The sequence below is a fragment of the Acidithiobacillus sp. HP-2 genome (assembly GCF_015100155.1).
Lineage (GTDB): Bacteria > Pseudomonadota > Gammaproteobacteria > Acidithiobacillales > Acidithiobacillaceae > Acidithiobacillus.
Genome location: NZ_JACKZA010000031.1, coordinates 1 through 23,134, shown reverse-complemented (window position 1 = coordinate 23,134; position 23,134 = coordinate 1). Strand labels below are relative to the sequence as shown.

At 52.9% G+C, this 23,134-nt stretch carries 19 protein-coding genes; 9 read left to right on the top strand and 10 right to left on the bottom strand.

Going from position 1 to position 23,134, the window contains the following annotated elements; translation table 11 throughout:
• On the top strand, nucleotides 1-163 hold a 163-nt coding region (locus tag H7F11_RS15880), incomplete at its 5' end, for a transposase (protein ID WP_193658254.1).
• On the opposite strand, the gene H7F11_RS15875 is transcribed toward H7F11_RS15880, so the two are convergent.
• Both H7F11_RS15875 and H7F11_RS15870 read right to left on the bottom strand, forming a co-directional pair.
• The gene (locus H7F11_RS15875; protein WP_193658252.1) at nucleotides 121-1,389 is read right to left on the bottom strand and encodes an OprD family outer membrane porin; all 1,269 of its coding nucleotides are present in this window, start codon (nucleotides 1,387-1,389) and stop codon (nucleotides 121-123) included. The genes H7F11_RS15880 and H7F11_RS15875 overlap by 43 nt on opposite strands.
• 54 nt (nucleotides 1,390-1,443) lie before the next feature.
• Nucleotides 1,444-2,631, bottom strand: coding sequence for a TDT family transporter (locus tag H7F11_RS15870; protein WP_193649427.1), 1,188 nt, complete (start codon nucleotides 2,629-2,631; stop codon nucleotides 1,444-1,446).
• A 122-nt stretch (nucleotides 2,632-2,753) separates the two neighbouring features.
• Here H7F11_RS15870 and H7F11_RS15865 point away from each other — a divergent pair, with 122 nt between their 5' ends.
• On the top strand, nucleotides 2,754-3,650 hold the full coding sequence (locus H7F11_RS15865) for a LysR family transcriptional regulator (RefSeq protein ID WP_193649426.1): 897 nt from the start codon (nucleotides 2,754-2,756) through the stop codon (nucleotides 3,648-3,650).
• An 8-nt stretch (nucleotides 3,651-3,658) separates the two neighbouring features.
• On the opposite strand, the gene H7F11_RS15860 is transcribed toward H7F11_RS15865, so the two are convergent.
• The 7 genes from H7F11_RS15860 to H7F11_RS15835 all read right to left on the bottom strand — a co-directional run bounded on the left by H7F11_RS15860 (nucleotide 3,659) and on the right by H7F11_RS15835 (nucleotide 13,627).
• Entirely contained in the window at nucleotides 3,659-4,114 is a 456-nt protein-coding gene (locus tag H7F11_RS15860; protein ID WP_193649425.1) for a DUF3617 domain-containing protein, read from the bottom strand.
• Between the two features lie 112 nt (nucleotides 4,115-4,226).
• A complete protein-coding gene (locus H7F11_RS17045; protein WP_264674730.1) occupies nucleotides 4,227-4,355 on the bottom strand; it encodes a hypothetical protein in 129 nt (42 codons plus the stop codon).
• A 10-nt stretch (nucleotides 4,356-4,365) separates the two neighbouring features.
• A complete protein-coding gene (locus H7F11_RS15855; protein ID WP_227485582.1) occupies nucleotides 4,366-6,831 on the bottom strand; it encodes a penicillin-binding protein 1A in 2,466 nt (821 codons plus the stop codon).
• Nucleotides 6,832-6,895: 64 nt separating this feature from the next.
• Nucleotides 6,896-8,065, bottom strand: coding sequence for a D-alanyl-D-alanine carboxypeptidase family protein (locus H7F11_RS15850; protein ID WP_193649423.1), 1,170 nt, complete (start codon nucleotides 8,063-8,065; stop codon nucleotides 6,896-6,898).
• A gap of 105 nt (nucleotides 8,066-8,170) precedes the next feature.
• On the bottom strand, nucleotides 8,171-9,793 hold the full coding sequence (pgi, locus tag H7F11_RS15845) for a glucose-6-phosphate isomerase (protein WP_193649422.1): 1,623 nt from the start codon (nucleotides 9,791-9,793) through the stop codon (nucleotides 8,171-8,173).
• An 89-nt stretch (nucleotides 9,794-9,882) separates the two neighbouring features.
• Nucleotides 9,883-12,936, bottom strand: coding sequence for a putative bifunctional diguanylate cyclase/phosphodiesterase (locus tag H7F11_RS15840; protein WP_193649421.1), 3,054 nt, complete (start codon nucleotides 12,934-12,936; stop codon nucleotides 9,883-9,885).
• Nucleotides 12,836-13,627: a hypothetical protein gene (locus tag H7F11_RS15835; RefSeq protein ID WP_193649420.1), complete on the bottom strand. Its 792-nt coding sequence runs from the start codon at nucleotides 13,625-13,627 to the stop codon at nucleotides 12,836-12,838. The genes H7F11_RS15840 and H7F11_RS15835 overlap by 101 nt, the downstream gene beginning before the upstream one ends.
• Nucleotides 13,628-13,932: 305 nt before the next feature.
• Here H7F11_RS15835 and H7F11_RS15830 point away from each other — a divergent pair, with 305 nt between their 5' ends.
• The 5 genes from H7F11_RS15830 (at nucleotide 13,933) to H7F11_RS15810 (ending at nucleotide 20,063) form a co-directional block, all read left to right on the top strand.
• Nucleotides 13,933-15,399: a cytochrome ubiquinol oxidase subunit I gene (locus H7F11_RS15830; protein ID WP_193649419.1), complete on the top strand. Its 1,467-nt coding sequence runs from the start codon at nucleotides 13,933-13,935 to the stop codon at nucleotides 15,397-15,399.
• A gap of 67 nt (nucleotides 15,400-15,466) precedes the next feature.
• The gene (cydB, locus tag H7F11_RS15825; protein WP_193649418.1) at nucleotides 15,467-16,555 is read left to right on the top strand and encodes a cytochrome d ubiquinol oxidase subunit II; all 1,089 of its coding nucleotides are present in this window, start codon (nucleotides 15,467-15,469) and stop codon (nucleotides 16,553-16,555) included.
• Nucleotides 16,556-16,691: 136 nt separating this feature from the next.
• Nucleotides 16,692-17,006 (top strand): hypothetical protein, encoded by a 315-nt coding sequence (locus tag H7F11_RS15820; protein ID WP_193649417.1) that lies wholly within the window; start codon nucleotides 16,692-16,694, stop codon nucleotides 17,004-17,006.
• A 125-nt stretch (nucleotides 17,007-17,131) separates the two neighbouring features.
• Nucleotides 17,132-18,838 carry an ArnT family glycosyltransferase gene (locus H7F11_RS15815; protein WP_193649416.1) on the top strand — a complete coding sequence of 569 codons (1,707 nt, stop codon included), beginning with the start codon at nucleotides 17,132-17,134 and terminating at the stop codon, nucleotides 18,836-18,838.
• Nucleotides 18,839-18,842: 4 nt separating this feature from the next.
• Nucleotides 18,843-20,063, top strand: a complete 1,221-nt coding sequence (locus H7F11_RS15810) for a mannosyltransferase family protein (protein WP_193649415.1) — start codon at nucleotides 18,843-18,845, stop codon at nucleotides 20,061-20,063.
• Nucleotides 20,064-20,091: 28 nt separating this feature from the next.
• Here H7F11_RS15810 and H7F11_RS15805 read toward each other — a convergent pair whose 3' ends face one another.
• Nucleotides 20,092-21,162, bottom strand: coding sequence for a linear amide C-N hydrolase (locus H7F11_RS15805; protein ID WP_227485580.1), 1,071 nt, complete (start codon nucleotides 21,160-21,162; stop codon nucleotides 20,092-20,094).
• A 230-nt stretch (nucleotides 21,163-21,392) separates the two neighbouring features.
• Here H7F11_RS15805 and H7F11_RS15800 point away from each other — a divergent pair, with 230 nt between their 5' ends.
• Both H7F11_RS15800 and H7F11_RS15795 read left to right on the top strand, forming a co-directional pair.
• Entirely contained in the window at nucleotides 21,393-22,550 is a 1,158-nt protein-coding gene (locus H7F11_RS15800) for a serine hydrolase domain-containing protein (RefSeq protein WP_193649414.1), read from the top strand.
• A gap of 331 nt (nucleotides 22,551-22,881) precedes the next feature.
• Nucleotides 22,882-23,134 (top strand): IS110 family transposase (locus tag H7F11_RS15795; protein WP_193658248.1); only part of this gene is annotated, 253 nt, incomplete at its 3' end.

Genomic DNA, 23,134 nt, shown 5'->3' with positions numbered 1-23,134 from the left:
GCTCCGATGGTTCGAGAGCCAGATCACCAATGGAATTCTGGAAGGTTTCAACAGCCTCATTCAATCCGCCAAGGCCAAGGCTCKGGGTTACCGCACGCACAAGAACTTTATCAACATGGCCTACCTGATCCTGGGCAAGCTGGATCTCAGGCTACCCACTTGAAATGACGAGGAACCCAGACGGTTACGCAGAGATAATCCCTTCCAGAATCCTCCCGGGGTATAGGTCACATCCAGATAGTTGGCGTCTACGTTCGGCAGGTAGGGATGGGTACAATACATGCTGTAGGAATATTTGATCCGCAGTTGCCGTAGGGGATGGATCAAAAAACCAAACTTCCAGGCATGTCCCGCCGCAGAAGAAGACACCAGCCCATAATCCATGATGCTGGTGTACAGTGGATCGGCACTGTACTGCTGGGTATAGGGGGAAACAAATCCGCCGTTATACAAAGTCCGGCCACCCATGGAAAACGGGCTGCGACCGGGAATCTCATCATAAGCCGCAAAAACCTGGCCCAAAGGCGTTTGCAGACCGAGCATTCCACCAAATACGGTCGCGTTGACGGGGCCCGCGTATTGCGTGCCGTCTGCCCATTCCCGCGCATACTGAAAGTCGGCGAAGGGCTTCATGCCATAGGGCAAGCCGGACACTCCATAATGGACAGTACCGTAAAACAGATTCGCCAAATCATAAAACCTGTAGAACCAGGCGCTGGATTTCAAGCTCTGCCAATGCGCTTTCACCCCGAAAGCCAGTGTGCCATCCATATGATCCGGCATATCGGGATAAATGGGATTTTGATTCAGCAGGGTTTCTCGGTAGTAATTTTCCTGTATCCGGTTTTTGAAACGAAACTCGCGAATCCCGATCAGTTGCAGATTGCGGATGGGGTTGACCTGCAAAGTCACTGCCTGGAAGGTGCTTGGAATCATGAAAGCATCCGACGGATTCATCCAGGGGGTATGCAGCAACATATCGCCGGCTTTCACTTTCAACCAGCGATCCTGATACTGCAAATAGGCTTGTCCCAGCACATTCAGACTGTCTTTGTCCCCCATCAGCAGGGGATCCAGACGGGGAGCATTCAGATCATTGGCACCCAGACTGTTGGCCGTATAAAAAGCCACACCGGCGCTGAGGCCATAGAGCGGCGCCGTTTGCACTTTCAACATACCGCCCAGTGAATAGGCATACTTATTGGGTAATGGGCTACCCCCATAAAGCTGATTGAAGTAGTAGGAACGGACATTCCCGGTGACCTTGCCGGCTTCCAGAAACTGTTGGATCGTCTGGTAATGCTCCGCATGCGCCTCCGTATCAGCCTGGGCGAGCAGCGGACTCATCAGCAAAGCGCCTACAGCAGCAGCGATCATTGGATATTTCATGATTGATATCTCCTTTTATTTCGACAAGGTTCTGAATGATTTTTTCAGATCCTTCTAATCCCTCATTTTACTGAGGTCGTTTTCCGTCAGGCGCCGCGTACTTTGGGGAGCACAGGTTTCCGGCAATCCTGTTTCGGCGGAAAGGCAGGGCGCACGAAACAGGCGTCCACTCCACATACCCTTAAAGCTGCGTTGGGTCACAATGACCCAGAAAAAGGCCAACGCGATGGTGAACAGGGCTCCCAGGGGCAAAAACACGCCCCAGTTGGTCTCCCGTGCGAGCAGGTAGGTAGCGGCGTCAAAGACGCCCAGGGGAAAGGTAAAACCCCACCAGCCCATATTGAAAGGCAGACCTTCGCCCAGATAACGCAGGGTAAAAAATACCGCCATCAGCATCCACCACAGCCCGAATCCCCAGAGAATCAGGGCGACAAAGAGGCCTGCCATGAAACCAAAATCACCCATTCCCGCAAGGGTCGTTCCCGCAAAGACTTTCTGATCGGCCACCCCCAGAGTGATCATCGCCATGGCACCGGTTCCCAAGGGTCCCAAAGGCAGCCAGGCGGATACCGCCATATCCTGATGGGGGAGCTTGTGCAGGGTCAGGCGTAAAAGCAGGATCGCCAGAATCCCCATGGCCAGCAGCACCGAAACGGCCCAGAGCAGATAACTCACGTAAATGACGGTGCTTCCCAACGCGGGGGGCAAATGCTGCGCCAATAACCCGCCACTGGCCGCCGTGACCTCCGGAGGAACAATGGGCAACAGCCAGGCAGCCGTCATTTTTTCAACGCTGTGTTCCTGGGCGGTAAACATGAAGTACGGCACCAGGAGCACCGAAAACAGCGCCAGAGCCACGTCCACCCACCACATGACATTGGTGATTTGTAAAGACAACGCCGTGACCGGCCAGATAATCAGCATGCCATTGACGATGGTGGCGAAACCCATGGGGATGGCGCCAATGAAAAGAGACTGTACCGGATGCTGAAAGAGGCGGCGAAAGCTGGCGGGATAAAGCGCCGCCCGCCCCAGAAACAGCAGGGCAAACAGTGCGAAAAATAATGTGTTAATAGTCCATAGGCCCTGTGCAAAGATTTTCTGACCCCAGTCACCATAAGGAAATTCGGCAATCATGAGCGCCAGAATCCCCGTACCCATATTGGCGGCGAACCAGTTGGGGGTGAAGTGACGAACGATTTCCCGGGGATCGTTTCCGGGGACTTCAGCGAATAGTTTCATAGTGATTGATTCCGGTGCTGTACATTTGCGCCAAGCTTGCACCTGGACAGGATATTCATCCAATGCTAATTTTTCATTGTTTTAATAATCACAGATAATTTCTTAAATACTGGAGCCCGTTTATGCTGCATCAGCGTATTGATCCTGTTTTGTTGCTGGTCTGGGCCCGGGCGGCACGCCATGGCAATCTCCATGCCGCAGCAGAAAGTCTGTTCATGACCCAGCCCGCCGTCTCTCACCGCCTCAAAAACCTCCAGGAAATTGTCGGAGAACCCCTCTATCAACGGAATCGCCACGGTATCACCCCTACGGCCATGGGGATGGCGCTGTTACGCATTGCCGAACAAATCGAAAATGCCCTGGAAGACGCCCGCCATCTCTGTCAGGACACTGAAAAAATGCTGCGTGGCTCGCTATCCATTCTCGCCAGCCACAGCAATGCGGAAACCTTGTTGCCGCAGGCTATTGCCCGCTTCCAGCAGCAATATCCGGGGGTGTCCCTGCGCCTCATAGCCACCAACAGCCGCGCAGCCAGGAACATGCGCGACCAGGCTGATCTGGTTTTTGTAGAAGATGATCTGACCTCGCCTGCACAGACCGAGTGGGTTCAGGAAACTCTCCGGGAAACCACCATTGTCCTGCTGGCGCCAGAAAGCCCGTACTGGCTGCAGATGGCGCAAAAACCATTACCTTTGCGGGCGTTGGAGTCCACCGCACTGGTATGGAGAGAAGAAGGTTCAGGCATTCGCGAGCATGCTCTGCAAGCCCTGAAAGATGCCGGAATTTATCCTGAAATCCGTTATGAACTGAGTGGTCTCGCGGCTATTCGTGATGCTGTACGTTGCGGTTTGGGGGTGAGTTTTGTTTCAGCACTGAATGACAGTTGGGGACAACGTCCGGGACTGATTACCCTGAATACGGAACCGCATATTCATCATCGCCTTTCGGTGTTATATCGCAAGGAAGCCAGCCACAGCAGCAGAGCTTTTCTGGAATTGCTGCGCCAGCCTGCTGTTTAACCAACCGCTTATTTGACTTTCCCACAGTGAGCACTGAGATAAGTGCCCTGCATTTGCATATCAGTCACTGTTTCGTAATGAGCCTCGCTATGCACAATAGCAGTAATGACCCAGTGCGAGTTCAGATGACGGGCGCTGGTCTGGAACCAACCTATCTGGGTCATGGAGGCCCCCGGTGCCTGACAATGAAAAGTCCATTGGGTTTTGCCATCGGGCAAAACTTTATGACTGCCGGTACAGCGATCACTTCCCGCAGGCAGAAAAACGGATTCCGGTTTTTGATGGGCTTTCACACAAATTTGCATACTGCGTTCCATGGGGGTGCTGACTGGCGGCGAAGAGACTTTCGTTGTACCAGAAACATGCATCATCCAGAGCCCCGGCTGCATGGGCGCATCGGCAGCCAGGGCGGAAACGGAACTGGCTCCAGCCAGTAATAAAACGGCGATCCCTAAACGGCGCATAAGACTTCCTTTGATAATATCTGCAGACTCAAAAATTTTCTGGACGGCCAGAAATGTAACACAAATATGAGTGGCTACGATATTAAAAACGCCTCTGCGTAACGGCCTTTACCTAATGAGAAATGACCGTTAAGGTGCGCTGGTCAGGATGGTCGGGATGCTGCACCAGCCAGTGGTGACTGACTTCAAAAGCTCCCCAGAAACACAGGGCGATAATTATCAGGGACAACCACTGCTTCATTCTCCGTCTCCTAGAAAATATGCATCAATGCGTGGATAAAACTTTGTGTTTCCGCACTGACCTTGGGTTTGGGCTTGGGTGGCAGGTAACCGGACAAAAAATATCCCCTAGGATACTGATGCCCTGGATCACTCTGAGGCGCAAGGTCACCCGTTTTGGGATTATAACGTGCCGTCACTACATCGGGCGGCTGGAAGAAGCCCACATCCGGATACTGCGCCAGCGCCGTATGCATATACCGAATCCAGATAGGCAAGGCTTGGCGAGCCCCCGCCGCCCAGGTCCCCATGGACTGATTGTTGTCATAGCCCACCCAGACCGACGTCGTAATATCGGGATTAAAGCCATTGAACCAGGCATTATCTTCGTGATTGGTTGTGCCGGTTTTTCCCGCGAGATCATGGCGATGAAGAATCTGCGCGGCGACCCCAGTACCGACCCGGATAACCCGCTCCATCATTCGCGTCATCAGAAAAGCCACCCCCGGCGGAATCACGGTTTGTCCAGATGGCGGCCGATACCCCAGGGGACAATCCAGCAGCGAAACCGTGGTACCGTGCGCAGTGACAATTTTGCGAATCAAATAGGGATGCGGCAGAAAACCCCCGCTGGAAAAAACGGCGTAGCCACGCGCAATTTGCAGGGGAGTAAAGTCTCCGGACCCCAATACCATGGAGGGTGAGGCGGGAATCTGTTTTGCCGGAATACCAAAACGCTCCACATAGCGCTTGGCGTAAGGAATGCCGACATGCATTAACAGGCGGACACTCGGCACATTATGGGAATCCGCCAGATCCTCCCAAACTGGAAAGGGAATATTCGAAAAAGTACGACTGTAGTTGGTCGGCGCATAAACCTGTCCGTTACCGAGATGAATCACCAGCGGCGTGTCGGCAATGAGGGAGACCGGGGTAAGATAATGTTTGCGCCCGCTGGCCAGATAGGTCGGCGCGTCCATGGCCGAAGAATACACAAAAGGTTTGAACCCCGATCCCGGCTGCCGGAAGGCGTAAAGAGCCCGGTCAAAATGGCTCAGTTCATAGCTAAAGCCCCCCGATAAAGCCAGGATGGCCCCTGAGCGGCTGGCAAGCGACACCAGGGCACCCTGCACATGGGAAATCTGCGCCAACTGCCAACCACCATGGGGAATATTGTGCCAAACCTTGGTGCCCCAGACCGGATTGCCTGTTCCCGATGTGGCGGCAACCACATAGCGCCTCAGCCAGATCAAATCACCGGGTTGCAGCACCTGATTGACGGCGGTGGGTGGATTACCCTTGGGAGCAGACCGTGCCCAGGCGACGTCGCGCAAGCTCAGATGCACCAGATGACGGCCTTCGAAGGAAATCGTAGCCATTTCCGGCGTAGATTTGACTACGACTCCCCAGTGCAAATTGGCCGGATTATGGTTGGGTAACTGGCTGGGCCGCTGTCCCTGCAGTGCGGCTTCCATGGCTGCCGTCGATAACTGGGCAATTGGACCATGCCAGGCCTTGGGATCCATGCTGTCAAGACCCATACCATAGTTCTCAAGACCCACGGCAATATCCCGATCAGCAGCACGCTGGTCAGTGGGGTTGATGCTGGTGTAAACCCGCAGACCGGTGCGGTAAGTAAAATCAGCCCCGAAATGTTTTTCCAGCCAGTTACGAATCCAGTCGGTGGCATAGGGGGCTATGTTGCTGGCCGGAGCGTGATAATGGGCTTTGATGGGTTCAGCCAGAGCCGCTTCTTCCTGCGCCTTGCTGATGTATCCGTAATGGGCCATGTGCCGTAACACATAATCGCGACGGGTTTTTGCCGAAGCGGGTGAGGCAATCGGATTGAAATCCGAGGGTGCCGCTGGCAGGCCCGCCAAGGTCGCCATTTCGCCAACGGTCAGCTGATTGACGGTTTTGCCGTAGTAAGTTTCCGCCGCTGCCTGTACCCCGTAAGCCCCCTCGCCCAGATAAATCTTGTTGAGGTACAAATCCAGAATTTGCGGACGATGCAGACGCGCGCCCAGTTTATAAGCCAGCAGAATTTCCGCGACCTTACGGGTAATGGTTTTTTTGGGGGTCAAATAAAAATTGCGGGCCACCTGCTCGGTGATGGTGCTGGCCCCCTGCACGGGAGCCATATGCACCAGATCCACAAATGCCGCGCGGATAATGCCCGGAAAGCTGACTGGATAATAAATCGGATTATGACTATAGAATTTTGAATTTTCGGCAGAAATAAAAGCATCTTGCAGCGTCTTGGGAATTTGCTTCAGAGGCAGGGCATAGCGCAGTTGCGGCCCGACCACCTGCAGCAGGTGGTCATTGTCCGCATAAATACGTAACGGCTCCTGAGGGTGCCAGTTTTCGAGTTGCACGACGGGTGGCAATTCCTGCCATATCCGCCAGGTCCAAACCCCGATCCCCACCACAATATTCAGGGCAACCAGCAGGAGCACGACAAGCGTCCAGAACACCCAGCGGCGCCGGGAAGACATTCCACGTGCAGCCAAAATCAGCCTCCGATCCGCTGGGCTGTAAAGCAGGTGCTCTCGTTACCGGTCATAACCATGACTCGCCCTCGTGAATCAGGCGGACAAACCAGCCCGCTGGCTTCACCGCACTATGGGTTTGTACAGGAACCGTTTTCAGGACATGACCGTGCCAGGAAATTTGCAGGGTACCAATTCCCGCACCCGCCGCGAGAGGGGCCTTCAGGTTGGGAGTCGGTACGAAGCGGGTTTGCAACCGGGTTTTCTGCTGCTTGGGTTCGGAAACCACGACCGGGCCTGCCGTCACCCCCTGCACTGTTGCCGGGCTCCAGTCGCCGTTATGGATTTGGGCAACGGTTGCCCCCGCCTTGTAGAGAGACACATTCTGCCAGCCGTTCCAGCCATAGTGGAGCAAGGCGCTGGCATCACTGCCTGCAGCACTGCGCGAAGGCGCACCCAAAACCACGGCCACCAATGTACGACCATCCCGAGTTGCGCTGACCGCCAGATTCCAGCTGTTTTTACCGGCCAGACCCACCCCCAGGCCATTCACACCATCCTGCCCGGCCAGCGGATTGTAGTTGTATTGGGTGATGTGGTTATAGGTATAGGAAACCTTGCCGGCAACCTGCATCACTTGCGGATAACTTTGAATCAAACGCGCTGACAAACGGGCAAGGTCCAGCGCGGTGCTGGTTTGTCCCGGCTGTGGAAGACCATCGGGATTGGTGAAATGGGTGTGCTGCAAGCCCATGGCCGCTGCGTCATGGTTCATCAAATCCACAAAACCGCCAACGCTGCCGGCCACCGTCTCGGCTATGGCAATGGCGGCATCATTCCCGCCATCAATCAGGAGTCCATGGGTGAGCTGGGTCATGGTCACTGGCATTCCCGGTTGAATGAACATGCGGGAACCCTGGGCATGCCAGGCGTCATTGGACACATGTGCATTTTCGCCTGGCTGTACCAGACCCTGCTTTTCCGCCTGATACATCAGGTAGGCGGTCATCAGCTTGACCAGGCCCGAAGGATTGACCGGCTTTTCATCATTTTCAGCCATCAGGATCTGGCCACTGTTGATGTCCAGCAAAACGGCAGACTGAATACCGGTCAATTGTGGCGCCGGCATGGGTGGTGGCGGCGGCAAAGTAGGCATGGGAGGTAAAGGCGGAACGGCCGCACAGGCGACGCTCCCCCAGGAAAATACGGCCGTAATGGCCAGAACAATGGGCAGTTTCATGTTGTTGGGCGGCTCTTCAATCCGGCTAATAATTCCTCATTGGAAAACCATAGCCGGGTAAAAGTTCCCGCCCCGTTGCATGGAACCCGGTCAATCCCGAAAAATCTAGTGGCCACGTCGGCGCAAATAGCGTTCCAGCAGGGTCGATGTGGACCCATCATGGGGGTGCCGGGTTTTACCCTGCATATCAGAAACAATGCGCTGCGCCAGCACCTTACCCAATTCCACGCCCCACTGATCAAAAGAGTCAATGCCCCAGATGATCCCCTGAGTGAATACGCTGTGTTCATACAAAGCAACCAGTGTACCCAGACTGTGCGGACTCAGGGCATCCACGAGAAGCACGCTACTCGGACGGTTTCCGGTAAACGTGCGGAAGGGAACTTGCGCTTCGGAAACACCCTCAGCACGCAATTCCTCCGCCGTTTTGCCAAAAGCCAAAGCCTCTGCCTGGGCAATCAGATTTGCCATCAACAATTCATGCGGTTCTGCTGAAGCACTGAGGGGATGACAAAAGCCAATGAAATCGCAGGGAATCAATCGCGTACCCTGATGAATCAGCTGATAAAAAGAATGTTGTCCATCGGTTCCCGGCTCGCCCCAGATGATGGGACCACTATCTACGGACAGCAGTTGCCCGGCTTCATCGACACTTTTACCATTACTTTCCATTTGTAGCTGCTGTAAATAGGCTGGGAAACGTGCCAGATCATAAGCATAAGGTAAAATAGCCTGGGTTTGCGCTCCCCAGAAATTGTTGTACCAGATGGACATAAGGCCCAGTAACACCGGCAGATTCTGTTCCAGCGGCGCGTTCTGGAAATGCGTATCCATGGCATGAAAACCGGCGAGCATTTCCTGAAAATGCTGCACCCCCACGCCGAGCATGGTGGACAAGCCAATAGCCGAATCCATAGAATAGCGCCCCCCCACCCAGTCCCAGAAACCGAACATATGTTCAGTATCCATACCAAAGGCCTTGACGGCTTCAGCATTGGTGGAAACCGCCACAAAATGCCGGGATACTGCGTCTTCGCCCAAAGCAGAAGTAATCCAGTGCCGGGCGGCATGGGCATTGGTCATGGTTTCCAGCGTGGTAAACGTCTTGGATGAAATAATGAACAGGGTTTCTGCAGGATCCAGATGCGCCGTCACATCGCTGAGCGTCGCGCCATCCACGTTAGCCACAAAATGCAGATGAACATCAGTATGACGGTAGGCACGCAGGGCTTTCCAGGCCATTTCCGGACCCAGGTAAGAACCGCCAATACCAATATTCACAATCTGCCGAATCGGCTGACCGGTGGCACCCCGCCAGGACTGTTCATGAATGGACTGGGTAAAACGGGCCATATGTTCCAGCACCTGATGCACTTCAGGGACAACGTCCACCCCCCCGGTGCGCATGACAGTACCCTTGGGTGCCCGCAAAGCCGCATGAAATGCGGCCCTACCCTCGGTATGGTTGATTTTTTCCCCGGCAAACATGGCGTCGCGGCGCGCTTCCAGATCACGACTGCGGGCAAGATCAAAAAGCAGATTCAGGGTTTCCCGACGCAGCAAATGCTTGGAGTAATCCAGATAGATGCCGCAGGCTTCTGCCGAAAAACGCCCGGCCCGCTGAGGATCTTCCCGAAAAAGCTGACGCAGGGTGACATCTTCCCAGCTCTTGCGATGCGCCTGTAAATGTTGCCATGCGGGTGAAGCGGTCAGAGGGGCTGCAGACATGAGGCGACTCCTTGGTCAAAGCAAGCAGGATGATTTTGCACAATTCATTTACTTGAAGAGTAGGCCATGCCCTCAATTTCCCGCAAGCATTAATCCTGAAAACGGCAGTGGGCCTGGGGGCTTTGCTTCTGCCAGGCTTCGCGGAGCAAGCGCAAAAAGCTTTCCTCAGCCTGATTCAGGGCAACCCAGTCCGCCTGATCCCGATCCACTGCCAATTGCCTGAGCAAGCTGCCCAGCTCGCGATGATAAAGTTGATGATGGCGCATCAGCAAATCTTGATTTGTTGGCTCCAGACTTTGGAGATAAGCATGAATGGGGCAGGATTTGTCATCGCTGAGGGTTTCTGCGTGCAGCAAATGTGGGTTTTGGCAGGCCATTTTAGTCAAAAGGTTGTGATTGGCCATTTGGGCCGCATAAATTCCCAGAAGGGTCGAAGGATGCGTGCGCACCGGCTGCTTGCGTCGCAACCAGGTACGCAGCCGGCTGATGGACATGGGACGAGCAATATGCCTGCCTTGCAGCAGGGGAATATTGAGGGTCATCATCGCATCGAGAATCGCTTCGTTTTCGACGCCTTCCACTACCAGATCCACCTCTAATCCCTGAGCCAGATCGCGCAATGCCAACACGAAATGTAAATCATCCGGACGTTGCGCCAGAGTGCGCACGAACCCTTGGTCCAGCTTGATTTCGTCTACTGGCAACTCTTTCAGACGCAATAGGGAGGCATAGGCACTGCCCACATCATCCAGGGCCAGACGGACACCTAATGCGCGAATCTGGCGCAACAATTCCAGAGCGGAATTGCGTTCAAGGAAATCTGTCCCTTCAAGGATCTCGAGAATAATACGAGACGGATCGAGGCCACTATCGAGAATAATCTGACGGATTTGGCGAATACAAGGTTTGGTGAGTGATTGCGGATCAATATTCACAGAAACCCATAAGCCATCCCCAGCCTCACCAAGACTGTTCAGGTCTTCCAGAGATTGGGCCAGCATACGTTGGGTCAGATGACACAAATGGCTGCCCCGCAGTTGGGGCAGAAAATGCCGGGGCGTTAATATGCTACCATCTTCCGCTTGCAAGCGGGCCAATGATTCCATACCGGCAACCCGGCTCGACTGGGTATCCCAAACCGGCTGATACAACACCAGAAGCTGCCCACTGGCGAGGAGCCGCTGGGCGAGTGGCGCACGCTCCAGAGCAGTACTGGGTTCGTGCAGGATCCAGCAGGCATCTCGTTCTTTTTTACTGTTTTTACTTTCATAAAGGGCGCGGTCCGCCTGGCGGAGCAACTCTTCTGGGCTCAGCATTTTCTCTGCGCCCGCGTAGACACTCACCCCAATGCTCAATCCGACGCGGACACTCTGACCATTCTCCAGTTGAATGGGCGAGGTCATCACATGCTCAATTTTACGCAATATCTGATAAAGGTCGTCCTGATTTTGCACGGACTCCAGCAAAATCACAAATTCGTCACCACCAAAGCGACCAACCATGTCATTTTTTCGCAAAACTTCCGCCAAACGATGTCCCAAGCTCACCAGAACCTGATCACCCGCTTCGTGCCCAAACGCATCATTGATCGGCTTGAAGCGGTCAAGATCCAACATACAAACAGCCAGTACATGATCCTGACGCTCCTGGCGAGCCATCGCCTGTTCCAATTGGGTTTCCAACAAACGCCGATTCGCAAGACCCGTCAGCGGATCGTAAAAAGCCACTTTTTCCAGCTTTTGCCGGGCTTCTTCAATTTGCATTTTTTCTTCGGCCAGCTTTTGCTTCAGAACCAACTCGTCCAGCCCATGTCCCACAAGGCGTGCTACCTGGCTCAGGACATCACAAATGTCATCCGAAAACATTTGCGGCCGATCACCAATAACCGCAAGAATCGCCCAGCGTTCTCCGCCATGTTCAATAGGCAAGGCAGCAGCCGCACGCCAACCATATTCCAGAGCTTGAGCACGCCAGGGTTGAATGAGCGGATCCATCAGGTAATCCTGCTGAACCACGAGGGCATCCGCTCGCCACGCCCGGGCCCCGACCGTTTGCCCCTCAGGCAAGTCTGCAGACACCGGCCAACGTCTTTTCAGGGCATTAGAAGCACTCCAGCCCGCGTAGGCCAAGGCGTCCATACAACCATCTGCGGCAGGTCGTGCAATCCAGGTGGCAATGAAGATGCCGCTGTCAATCAGCTGCTGACAGCTTTTTTGCAGGAGCTCCTGGACATCTTCAGCTGCCAGAGTCACCTCACCGGCCCGCAGTAGCGCCTGCTGCAAAACACGCGTTCGCTGCAGTGAAAAATAATCATACTGACGCTGGAGAAAATCCTGCAGATCGGCACTCACCTGACCCAATATCTCGGTCACCTGATCGGGAAAACCGGCCCCCTGGGCACGCTGCAAAGCTATATGGCCACGCCGACCATCGGGCCAGATAAAGTCCTGGGTTATCCTATTGCCTAATTGGTGGCTTTTACTGAAATCCCGCCAAGTTCTCCATAGCTGTACCTTGTCACGCCCCTCATCGACCAAATCTGGAGCCTGTTCCAATTCATTCCGAAAGGTGCTGGCAAGCGGGCCAGCTACTGCACAAAGCACCGCCGTATCCAAGGCGTTGCCATCTTTGACAATCCATACCAGAGGCATCTCCAGCTGTTTCTGCAGGATTTCACAGAAGCTCTGAAAAATCAGATTTTCATCCTGGCCGACGTTCTCCGAAAATAATCGATTAACGGCACTTGCTGCACTGATAAAGCGTTCCCGCACCAACAGTTCTTTCTGGCTCTGCAGTAAAGCCAGGGTGCGTTCTTCGACGCGCCGCTCTAACCATCTATTACCATGACGCAGGGCCTCTCTGTAGCGCGCAGACTCAGCCATCATTGCAGCTGCAAACAGCACAACGCTCATCATGCCCATTCCCATAATTTGTAAAAACGTCATGGGGCGCAGAGGCACAGCCACACTTAAGGGCCCCAGGCCACGGGCAGTACCGGCAATGGCAATCACAAACAAGAGCAGCACCAAACGAGAAACCGCATCAACTGGAAATTGTGTCAGCGCCCAAAGTATGGGCAAAAGCAGTAAAAACACCAATCCGACAATGTCTGTAAATTCTGCATATCGATGCCAGAAAAGCATTGTGGTAGCAGCAACAGCAAAGCCCGAAAAAAGCCAGAACCATGCCCCCCCCGAAAACGAGTTCACGCCAGCGCTGGCCTTTCTGCCAAAATAACAAATTACTGGCCACCAGCAAGACACCAAAACTCACGCCGCTACCATTGCTGAGCATATCCAGAGGAACAGCAGAGGATGTCCACGATACGGACGTTTGTTGCCAGACTGTCCCCCACAGTCCGGCCATTACGCCATTTAAAACTCCAGGGAAAATCACAAATGAGAGCAAATCATTGCGATATGTCAACGAGTTCCAGTCAGCAGTCCATCGATACATCAGGCGCACCGAGATCCATGCCGAAAGCAGTTCTCCTGCTGCCAATCCAAAAGCGTTGAATGGACTGTAACCCAAAGACCAGTCACCGAGAAAACCACCCAACAATAAGCCTGGCCATAAGCCGATGCCTCTGCGCATCACCAGAAAAACATACAGACCTGAGGTCACCCAAACCGACAGATACCAATGTTGCGCAGGGTCAGGGATCAATATGCCAGCAAACTGATTCAAGAGTACCAACCCTGCAAGGACTGTAATCTGATCCAGCAGATACAGATTAAGACGCGACCTGGCGCTCCTTGAAATCCAATGTCCTAAAGGCATATTTGGCGCTGCTTCAGCACGATGTTCTCCCCAACCTCGAGTAATGGGCAACATTGAAATTATTCATTTTTGTTTATTTGGGACTGTAACAATTTGCAGTAAAAAACTCATTATTTTTGTTGAACTGCAGCACTGACAAGAACAATAACAATCTAAGCAGGTATTTTTATACTGGGTTATTTTATGGCATTCGGTTCATTTAAACCACCCAATTATGGTTGTTATGCACACAATGATCACCGCCTATATTACAAGATGCTGATAAAGCAGGCGTTCACCGCTGACCGGACCATGGCACGGCATTTGCTGACGGTGAACCAGTAGTCAGCAACAGCATAATAAGCTAAGGGAGTATCACCATGGTTATCGAAAATTCATTACCGGTGCTTTTGAGCCGTCTGGATTTTGCCTGGATCACCTCCATGCACATTCTCTGGACGCCAATGACCATCGGCATGTCCTGGCTGCTCTTTTTTATGGAGCTTGCCTGGTTGAAAAGCGGTGACGAGCGCTGGTACAAGCTCAATCGTTTTTTTGAAAAAATCTTCATCATCAATTTTGGCGCAGGTGTCGCCACCGGTGTCACCATGGAAATGGCCTTTGGTATTCTTTATGGTCCTTTCTCTCAGGCTGTCGGCCCTTTCTTCGGCAACATTCTTGGCTTCGAAACGATCACCGCCTTCATGTATGAAGCCGGCTTCATCGGCCTGATGGTGTTTGGTTGGGGCAAAATCAGCAAAGGCATGCATTTATTTGCCACTTTAAACGTTGGCATTTCTTCCAGCTTGTCCGCCATGTGGATACTGGTGGCCAACTCCTGGATGCAGACGCCTAACGGGGTTGTGCTGAAAGATGGATTATTTCAGGTCAGCAACTGGTGGCATGCCATTCTCAATGACAATTTTATCTGGGGCTTTCCACACATGTGGGTCGCCACTGTAGAACTGGCATTGTTTGTATTCGCCTCGGTCAGCGCCTGGTTTATCCTCAAAAACCGTCATGCTGATCTTTTCATCAAAATACTGAAGCCCACTTTGCTGGCGCTGCTCATTGTCACTCCTCTGCAGATTTTTATCGGTGACAGTGTCGGTCAAGACGTTGCAAAAACTCAGCCCACCTCTTTGGCGGCCATGGAAGGACACTTCCACACCTACCTGCCGAATGGAAAACCCAATACCGACTGGAACCTCATTGCCATTCCAGACGTGCAGGCCGGGAAAAATCTGTTCGCCATTCAAATTCCGCATGTGCTGAGTCTCCTGGAAACCCATACCTGGAGCAGCCCGGTACAGGGTATGGATGAATTTCCGGTGAACGAACGCCCCGATGTATGGGTACCTTTCTATGCCTTCCGGGCTATGGTGGCCATCGGTTTCTTCCTGTTTTTTGTCGCTCTTTGGGGCAACTGGTTGCGCGTGCGTGGCAAAATGAACGCCCTGGAATTGCGTAAAAATCCCTGGTTTCTGCGTGCGGTGGTGTTCTCGGGCTTCCTCCCTTATCTGGCCATCTGGACGGGTTGGTGGGTTCGGGAAATCGGTCGTCAGCCCTGGGTGGTATTCGGCCTGATGCGGACCTACGAAGGGGTCAGCAACATGAGCATGGCCCAGGAAATTGTCTGGTTTGTCGGTTATATCATTTTTGAGCTGGTGGTCTGGTCCGGCGCCTGGTACTTCTTCAGTCGCGTCATCCAGAAGGGTGTCGATGACATTCCACACTCCGACACGTTGTTTCACGATCACGGTGAAGATCATGATGCTGCGCAAGCGGGGGGCGGGCATGTTGCACCGACTTTCGCCCACAAGCCCATGATGCACTCGGATCGTTAACAGACCCGGATCAGAAGGAGGAATCCGTTCCTCCTTCCTCAATTAATAAGTCACCGGAGTAATTATCATGGAACTTAGTTCAGATATTGTTCGTATCGTATCTGCCCTCTCCACCTGGTGGTGGATGATACTTGGGCTGATGTTTTTGTTATATATCGCTTTGGACGGAGCTGATCTCGGCGCCGGTATTTTTGCCTTGTTCTCCAAGGACGAAGAAGAGCGTGGCGCCATCATGGCATCCATGGCGGGTTTCTGGGATGGCAACGAGACCTGGCTGGTAGTCGCTGGCGGTGTATTGTTTGGTGCTTTCCCCCTGGTTTATGGGTCTGCCTTCAACTTTTTGATGATCCCCCTGATGATCGCCCTGTGGGGTATCATCTCCCGGGCTGTGGCTTTTGAATTTCATATTCATGCGCGCAGCAGTAAACGTCTGTGGGGCTGGGCTTTCGCCATTGGCAGCCTGGTCGCGCCCTTTTTCGCCGGTGTCTCCCTGGGGGCCGTATTACAGGGATTTCCCATGAAATCCGGTATTGCCATGAGTGGGATCGCTGATCGGGGTTTCACAACCCCCGTGATGCATTATGCGGGAGGGGCCATGGACTTCCTGACCCCATTCTCCATCTGGACGGGTTTTGGTGCGGTGATTGCCGCCGGTCTGGCGGGAGGATTGTTTCTCTGTGCCCGCTTTTTACCGGGCGATGTGATTCATGAACGCGCCAAGTCCTGGACCAACCTGTTCTCCTATCTGGCGTTAATAGCGATTGTCATCACGCTGGTTTGGTCTTATGCCATTTTTCCTTGGGCCGCTGCCAAGTGGACAGGTCCCAATTGGTGGATCTGGGCCATCTGGTTTGTCATCGTCCTTTTCTTCGCTTTCAAATCCATGACCAACCACTCCATGCAACATGATTTTACTGCGCTGCTTTGGGGCGAAGGGGTAGTGGTTCTACTCTGGGCGGCCATGTGGGCAACCATGTTTCCCTATATTGTACCGGGTACATGGACTATCCATGCGGCCTCCAATCCAGCCAATTCCATGGCTGTGTTTACCTTGTTCATGACCGGTTTTGTGCCAGTCATGATCATGTATAACTGGTATCAGATCTGGGTCTTCCGGGGTCGCTTCACTAAAAAAAGCGTCTACGGCGCCCACTGATAGTGGCTTGCTGAAACACCGGTCGCTGCTTCGGCGCGGCCGGTTTTTTTATGGCCAAGCGCAACTTTTCCCACTCTACAACAGTCATAAAAGCTGCAGTTAAACGAAAAAATTTCAATTCAAAAAGGCCAACATCATGAAATCAAGCTCCTTGAAAACAGCCCCCACGAAATCAACGCAATTACTCGGACTCGCCGCCGAACTTCATCCCTCCACGCATTCCGTAAAAAATCCTGATCTGGATGATTTACTGAATGCTCTGGAAGAACGTCACCAATTCATCAACAGCCAATGGCAGGAAATCATGCAACGTCTGCCTGAAGAAAGGCCTGATGCCATGATGGATCAGATGCTGCTGATGGATCATGAACTCACGCGCTACCAACGCTATTTTGTCATGCTCAAGGAAACCCTGCGTCATTGCGCGCCCGATCTGTTGGACGCCTCCTGAAAATCATTGGTTGTTCACTTTGGTTTACCCCGATGCTGAGGGTATAATCAAGGATTGTCCCTTCTGGAACTTTTTTCCTTGATTGCAAACGCTTTGACCGGGCACTGTCCTGGCAGAAAATCGAGATGACTGCACCGATGCAGAATCTTCAGCGCGGCTTCAGGATCAAGGCCCTCGCCCTTTTCTTCCTGGCGTTCCTCTTTTTTGCCTGGGGCACCGGCAACACCAGCCTCTGGGATATTGATGAACCCATTTACGCGCAAAGCCTGAAAGATCAGATTGCCGCCGACAACCTCGTCGTCCCGACTTATAATGACCGCTTGATGCCGGATAAGCCTGCCCTGAATTACTGGTTGATGTGGTCGGGAGTCCGTTTACTGGGTATGAATTCCTGGGGATTACGCATTGGCTCAGCCCTGGTCGGGGCGTTATTGGTTCTGTATCTGATCATCGCCCTGCGCCGCCTCTACGGGGAGTCCATCGCCCTGCTCAGTGGGTTACTGACAGCCACCGCACTGCACAGTACCGTCATTTTTCGCAGCGCCACCCCCGATCCACTGCTGATATTATTGGTCACCATTGCGTTATTAAGTTATCTGCGTGGATATATTTATCCAGAAATTCGTACCCGCGAATTCCATTGGGCCTATGCCGCCATGGCCCTGGCTACCCTGGATAAAGGCCCCATCGGATTTCTATTGCCGGGACTCATCATTGTCTTGTTTCTGTTATTGCGTCAGCAGTTACCCCTGTTATGGAAAGAGGGGCGGCTGACAACCGGCATTCCACTTTTTTTGATGATCATGCTGCCCTGGTATCTGGCAGTAGGTATTGAAACCCACTGGAATTGGGATCGCCTTTTTATTTTTGAGCAGAATATCGGACGCTTTGATGACAGCATGCAAGGCCACCGGGGTCCCTGGTTTTATTATCTCATCAGTACTTTTCTGGGCATGCTGCCCTGGTCCATATTTTTACCGCAAGTGCTGCATGATCTTTGGCTGAAGCGGCGTCACTTTTTGCAACACCAGGCCGTACCACTGTTTCTGCTGATATGGGCAGGCACCTGGATCGCCTTTTTTACCCTCTCCGCGACCAAACTTCCCAATTATGTCTGGGAGGCCTATCCACCTTTATTTATTCTTCTTGCCTTCTGGTTTGAAAAAATCCGCGCCCAATCCAGGTTACCGCAAACATGGGGACTGGCTCTATCCTTCAGCACATTGTTTCTGGTAGGACTCGCGCTGAGCATTTTTGCTGCCTGGGTTTTACCCCTGCGCGAACCGCATCTTCCTGGAATGGTTGAAGTCGGGTTTCCCTACATGCTTGCAGCAGTCTTCGCCATGCTCCTGATTTGGAAAAAACATTGGTCAGCGGCATGGGCTAGTCTGGGAGTGGGCAGTATTGTCCTCAGTGGTCTTCTGGTGTTTGTCATTCTTCCACCGATCAATGCGCTCAAACCCTCCAGAGCCATGGGACAGGAAATTGCTGCCATTCAGGGCAAGCATCCTTATCATCTGGCCTCCTGGGACTGGTTTCAGCCGAGCTTCCTGTTTTATGCCGGGCGCGGAGACATGCCCATTCGTCACCTGTCGTCATTAGCAGAATTACGGACCGTTCTGGGTGAAACCCCGCTTTATCTGGTTTGTCCCTCTCGCGATGTTTCTGCCGTAGAGGCAGCCATTCCCCAAGATTATCAGGTGCAGAATCTCACAACCGCTTATGAAATATATGGTCATGAAAACATCAGCCTGCTGCAAATCAAAAACCTCCCGCACGCCAAGGGCACCCGGCCTGATCCTCTGGTGCCTGATCCTGTAAAAATAGAATAAGCCTGTGTCGGAATCATCCTCATCTGCACACAGGACCGATAAGCACAGGCTCTGGCTGCTCCGCAGCATTTTTCTCAGTGCCCTGGCCGTCTATGGTGGAACCTGGATGGGTTATTATTTGTTCAGCCGTGGTCTGGATCCCGTTTCCGGGACCATTGCCAAGGCTTTGATCAATTGGGATGCCAAATGGTATGTGGACATTGCCACTCACGGTTACAGCTACATACCGCACGCCGATATTGGACAAAACATCATCTTTTTCCCCTTATATCCGGCTCTCTGCAAAGGCCTCAGTTTCATCCTGCCTTTCCCTATTCCCGCCATTGGCATAGGGCTGGCTCTTTTTTTTGGAATACTCTCGGTGCTGTTATTTCAGCGCCTTGCCAGGGACTGGCTGGAACCCGATAGCGCCGCTTTTGCCACTTTGGGTTATGCCCTGTATCCTGCTGCCGCTTTTTTCATCAGCGCCTATCCAACTTCCCTGATGAATTGTCTGGCCATCGCCACACTGATTGCACTCCGTCAACAACGCCCGTTTCAGGCCGCTCTCTGGGCGGGAATCGGCACGGCTTCCGGACCGTTGATGGTTTTTTTCGCTTTCGGAATATGGCTGGTTTTACTGGGGCGCGTCTGGGCGGACAGGCAAAACCGTGCGCTCATATTCCTATTCAAGGGGTTAAGCCTGGGAATAATCGCCTGCAGTGGGCTGGGTGTATTCATGGCCTACCAATGGTATTTATTCCAGACACCTTTTGCTTTTGTAGTGGCCCATGGTCCTTATATTGGCCATTTAACGCCTCTGGACAAACTGAGAAATATTGTCGAACTATTTCCCTTGTGGAGCGGAGACTATACGCCGTTAGTCCATGCATTACTGCTGGAACCCACAGTGCTGAATCCTGCCCGCAGTGTATACTTTTTCATGAATGCCATGATCTTGCTGGGTAATTTTTTTGCTCTGGGGATTTTATGGTGGAAACGTCAATGGGCCTTACTCGTCATCAGCATTCCTCTGGTTTTTGCTTACTTATGGTTTCAGGGAGCGGCACAGGGACCGGTTTCCACTTACCGCCTGCTTTATGTCAATCTGCCCCTGTTTCTGGCGGCTGGCTGGATATATCAAAGCTCCGTCCGTAAAACCTGGGTGCTTCCGTTTCTGGGCGCGGAAATGGCTGCCCTCGTCCTGCAGGCAGCCTTTTTCATTTCCGGGCACTGGGCATTCTAAATCCGGTTTTATCCGTTGTTGCAAGGTATCATGGTTGCGTTTTTTCCGGGGATACCGTCACAAATTCAAAAGGTTTGCCGACCGGCTTGAAATCCGCTGTGACATCTCCGGAATAAACCTGGCCTTGGCCCATGGGCAACTGCAAAATGGGGGCGCCCTTTTTGAGATCAGCCTGATGCAGATTAACCCAGAAGGTATCCATGCTGCTGACGGAGTTATAGTAGTATTTGAGGCCCGTCTGATCCGCGACCACCCGCCAGCGCGTTGAGGAAATATTGGGTTGTCCGGGTGTTGAAATACCCATGGGCACAGATACATTCTGCAAAACACTCATCACTTCAGCCGCGCCCACGGACTGGTTCGCCGTTTTGGGAATGGCATGAATGTAAAATGCTGCCCGTGCAAAACGATCAGCGGCACGATTGGTTCCCGGCAGGAAAGTGGTTCCGCCAATCTGGTTCCAGTACTTTTCAATAGCCAATTGCTGGGAATATTCGGGATCATTGGTCATGACCTGATATTCACGGCCTTCATGAATCACCAGCTTACCGTCGATATACTCAAAAATGGCACTGTTCCCATTGGCATCGGAAATGGACAGGTGCAAGGTTGTATAACGATCTGTGCCGGGAATCTTGTCAGACACCACACACAGAGGATGTGCCTTGATGGACGCCACAGCTTCCTTGACCGAGGAAAAATTATCCAGGAAATACTGGGCCCAGGCGGCAATACTCAAACGGGGATCCTTGCCGCAATCATCAGGATACTTGCTGCCCGCCAACCAGAGCATATTGGCAACCAGACCCTTCTGGTTCATGCCATCGCTGACTGCGGCATTCAATGAAGTCACCACCACGCTGCCATAACGCGATACCCAATGCACAGAATTGCGTCCTGCACCGCCTTCATGTTCAAGACCCTTTGGAAAAATCCACAAGCGCGAATGCATGGGATCTTTCCAATCCATGGTCCGTCCGGTGATGACCAGCCCGTCCTTGCCGTGATAAACCACCCGGGTACAGGCATCTGCAGAACCCGCCGCAAATACCGCCGCGACCACACCCAACAGGACCCATTGCCTCTTTAGCTTCATCATTTCCACCTTTTTATAACTGAATGTGTCATTTAATCTGGTCTCAACAACCCGAAGAACCCAGGATTTTACCGTGATAATAGCAGGTTCAGTTCTTTATGCTCATCTGGAGTCAGGATTTGTTTGAAATATCCGGGGGCGTTATCCTAAGCCCGCGCCTTACCCCATGAAACTGCAGCTTTCACTAGCAGGCATGGAAATGGCAATTCATCTTGCATAAGGACCAGAACAGCATGATTTCTCCAAAGCACATTCTCTTGTCTACCCTTGTATTTTCCTGTGTGGCAGCTGGTGTTTCGGCTCAGGCTTCAGCGCTTTCCGGTTTATCCGGTGTTTCCGGTTTTCCCAACACCGCCAGCATGTATACCCAATTTATCGCCGAACATCTCCAAAAGGCAGAGGTTCCAGGTGCTATCGTCGGCATCTGGCAATCAGGGCGACCTGTCTATCTGCAAGCTTTCGGGACAGCAAATTCAGCCGAAAAAACCGCTATGAGCGTACGCATGAATATGCCTATTGGACAACTCAGCACCGCCTTCACAGTGAGAGCGGTTCTGGATCTTGCCAAGGCCGATAAAATTCAGCTCAGCGCGCCAGTTTCCCGGTACCTAAGTGATGTCCCTGATGGCGAGCACATGACTGTCGCAGACCTTGCCCAAATGCGCAGCGGCCTGGTGGATTTCAGCAAACAGGCCGCCTATCTGGACGCCATTCAGAAAAATCCGGAAGCCCGCCTGCTGCCCGATCAGCTCCTGCATTACAGCTTCACCCATCCGCTGTTGTTCAAGCCGGGCAGTCGTTTTGACTATTCCAGCACCAACACGATTTTATTGGGTCTGATCATTGAGAAGGTTACCGGCAAGCCCTTGTCCCGGGTCATCACCGAACAAGTCCTGCAGCCTAACCGCTTAAACAGCACGACTTTTTCCACCAGCTTCGCAGATCCTTTTCTGCAGGTTCGTGGATATGCCCGCAATAATACTACCCAAAACCTGCAACCCGTCGCCTGGAATCCTTCGCAGTTCTGGGCCGCCGGGGCAATGACCGCAACCGCCTCTGATCTGCGCGACTGGGCAAAAATCAGTGCGAACCTGACTGAATATAATCACATACTGGCTGCGTATCCGCAGTCCCCGGCATCTGGACAAACAACGACTTCCGTAGAGTATCGCTGGGGATCGTTTGTCAACCATGGTTGGGTTGGCAATGCCAGCCGTCAGGCCGGATTCGAATCCATAGCCATCTACGCTCCTAAAAGTAAAGATACCATTGTCATCCTGCTGAACTCCGAGGCGCTGGATAAGGGCGTCCCGCTTGCCGCCAGCCTCGCCCAGCGCCTGAGCCGCTTCATCAGTCCTCATGCCATTTATCAGGCCGACGGACAGCCCTGAATGATGGCGTCTTGCATAAACCTAAAAACGGCAGTTGCCGTGGGTGCTTTTTGCTCCGTTGTCCCTCGCCTGTTGTTCTAACGTCCATTGCGACTCGCGCCACCCCGGAGAATGAAAGAGAATGGGAGCGGGTGGCGGCGGATTGAGATCGCGCGAAATTTTGGTGACTTGATCCCGTTTCTAACGTGACCCGCCGGACCGACTCGTACCCCGGATTGCCTCCATGAGAGCGCACATTAAGAGGACCGCCTGTGGCTTGCTGCAGGCAGGTTGATTCGGCATCGGCATCCGTTGCCTCCCACGTTTTCAGTATAGATGGAGAGGAAAGCCAATGGAACTGAAACCCATTTTTCAACGTGTGATCGGCCTGGATATTCATCAGGCACAAGTCACGGCCTGTGCCATCATAGGCAACCCGGATGGCACTGTGGAGGTAGAGCGCCGTCAATTTGGCGGCTTCAAGAAAGACCGTCGGGCCTTGGCGGATTGGTGTGCGACCTGGCAGCCGGATGCAGTGGTCATGGAGAGTACTGGGATTTACTGGAAAAGCCCCTATGCAGCCTTGGAGCAGGTCGGCATTCGTG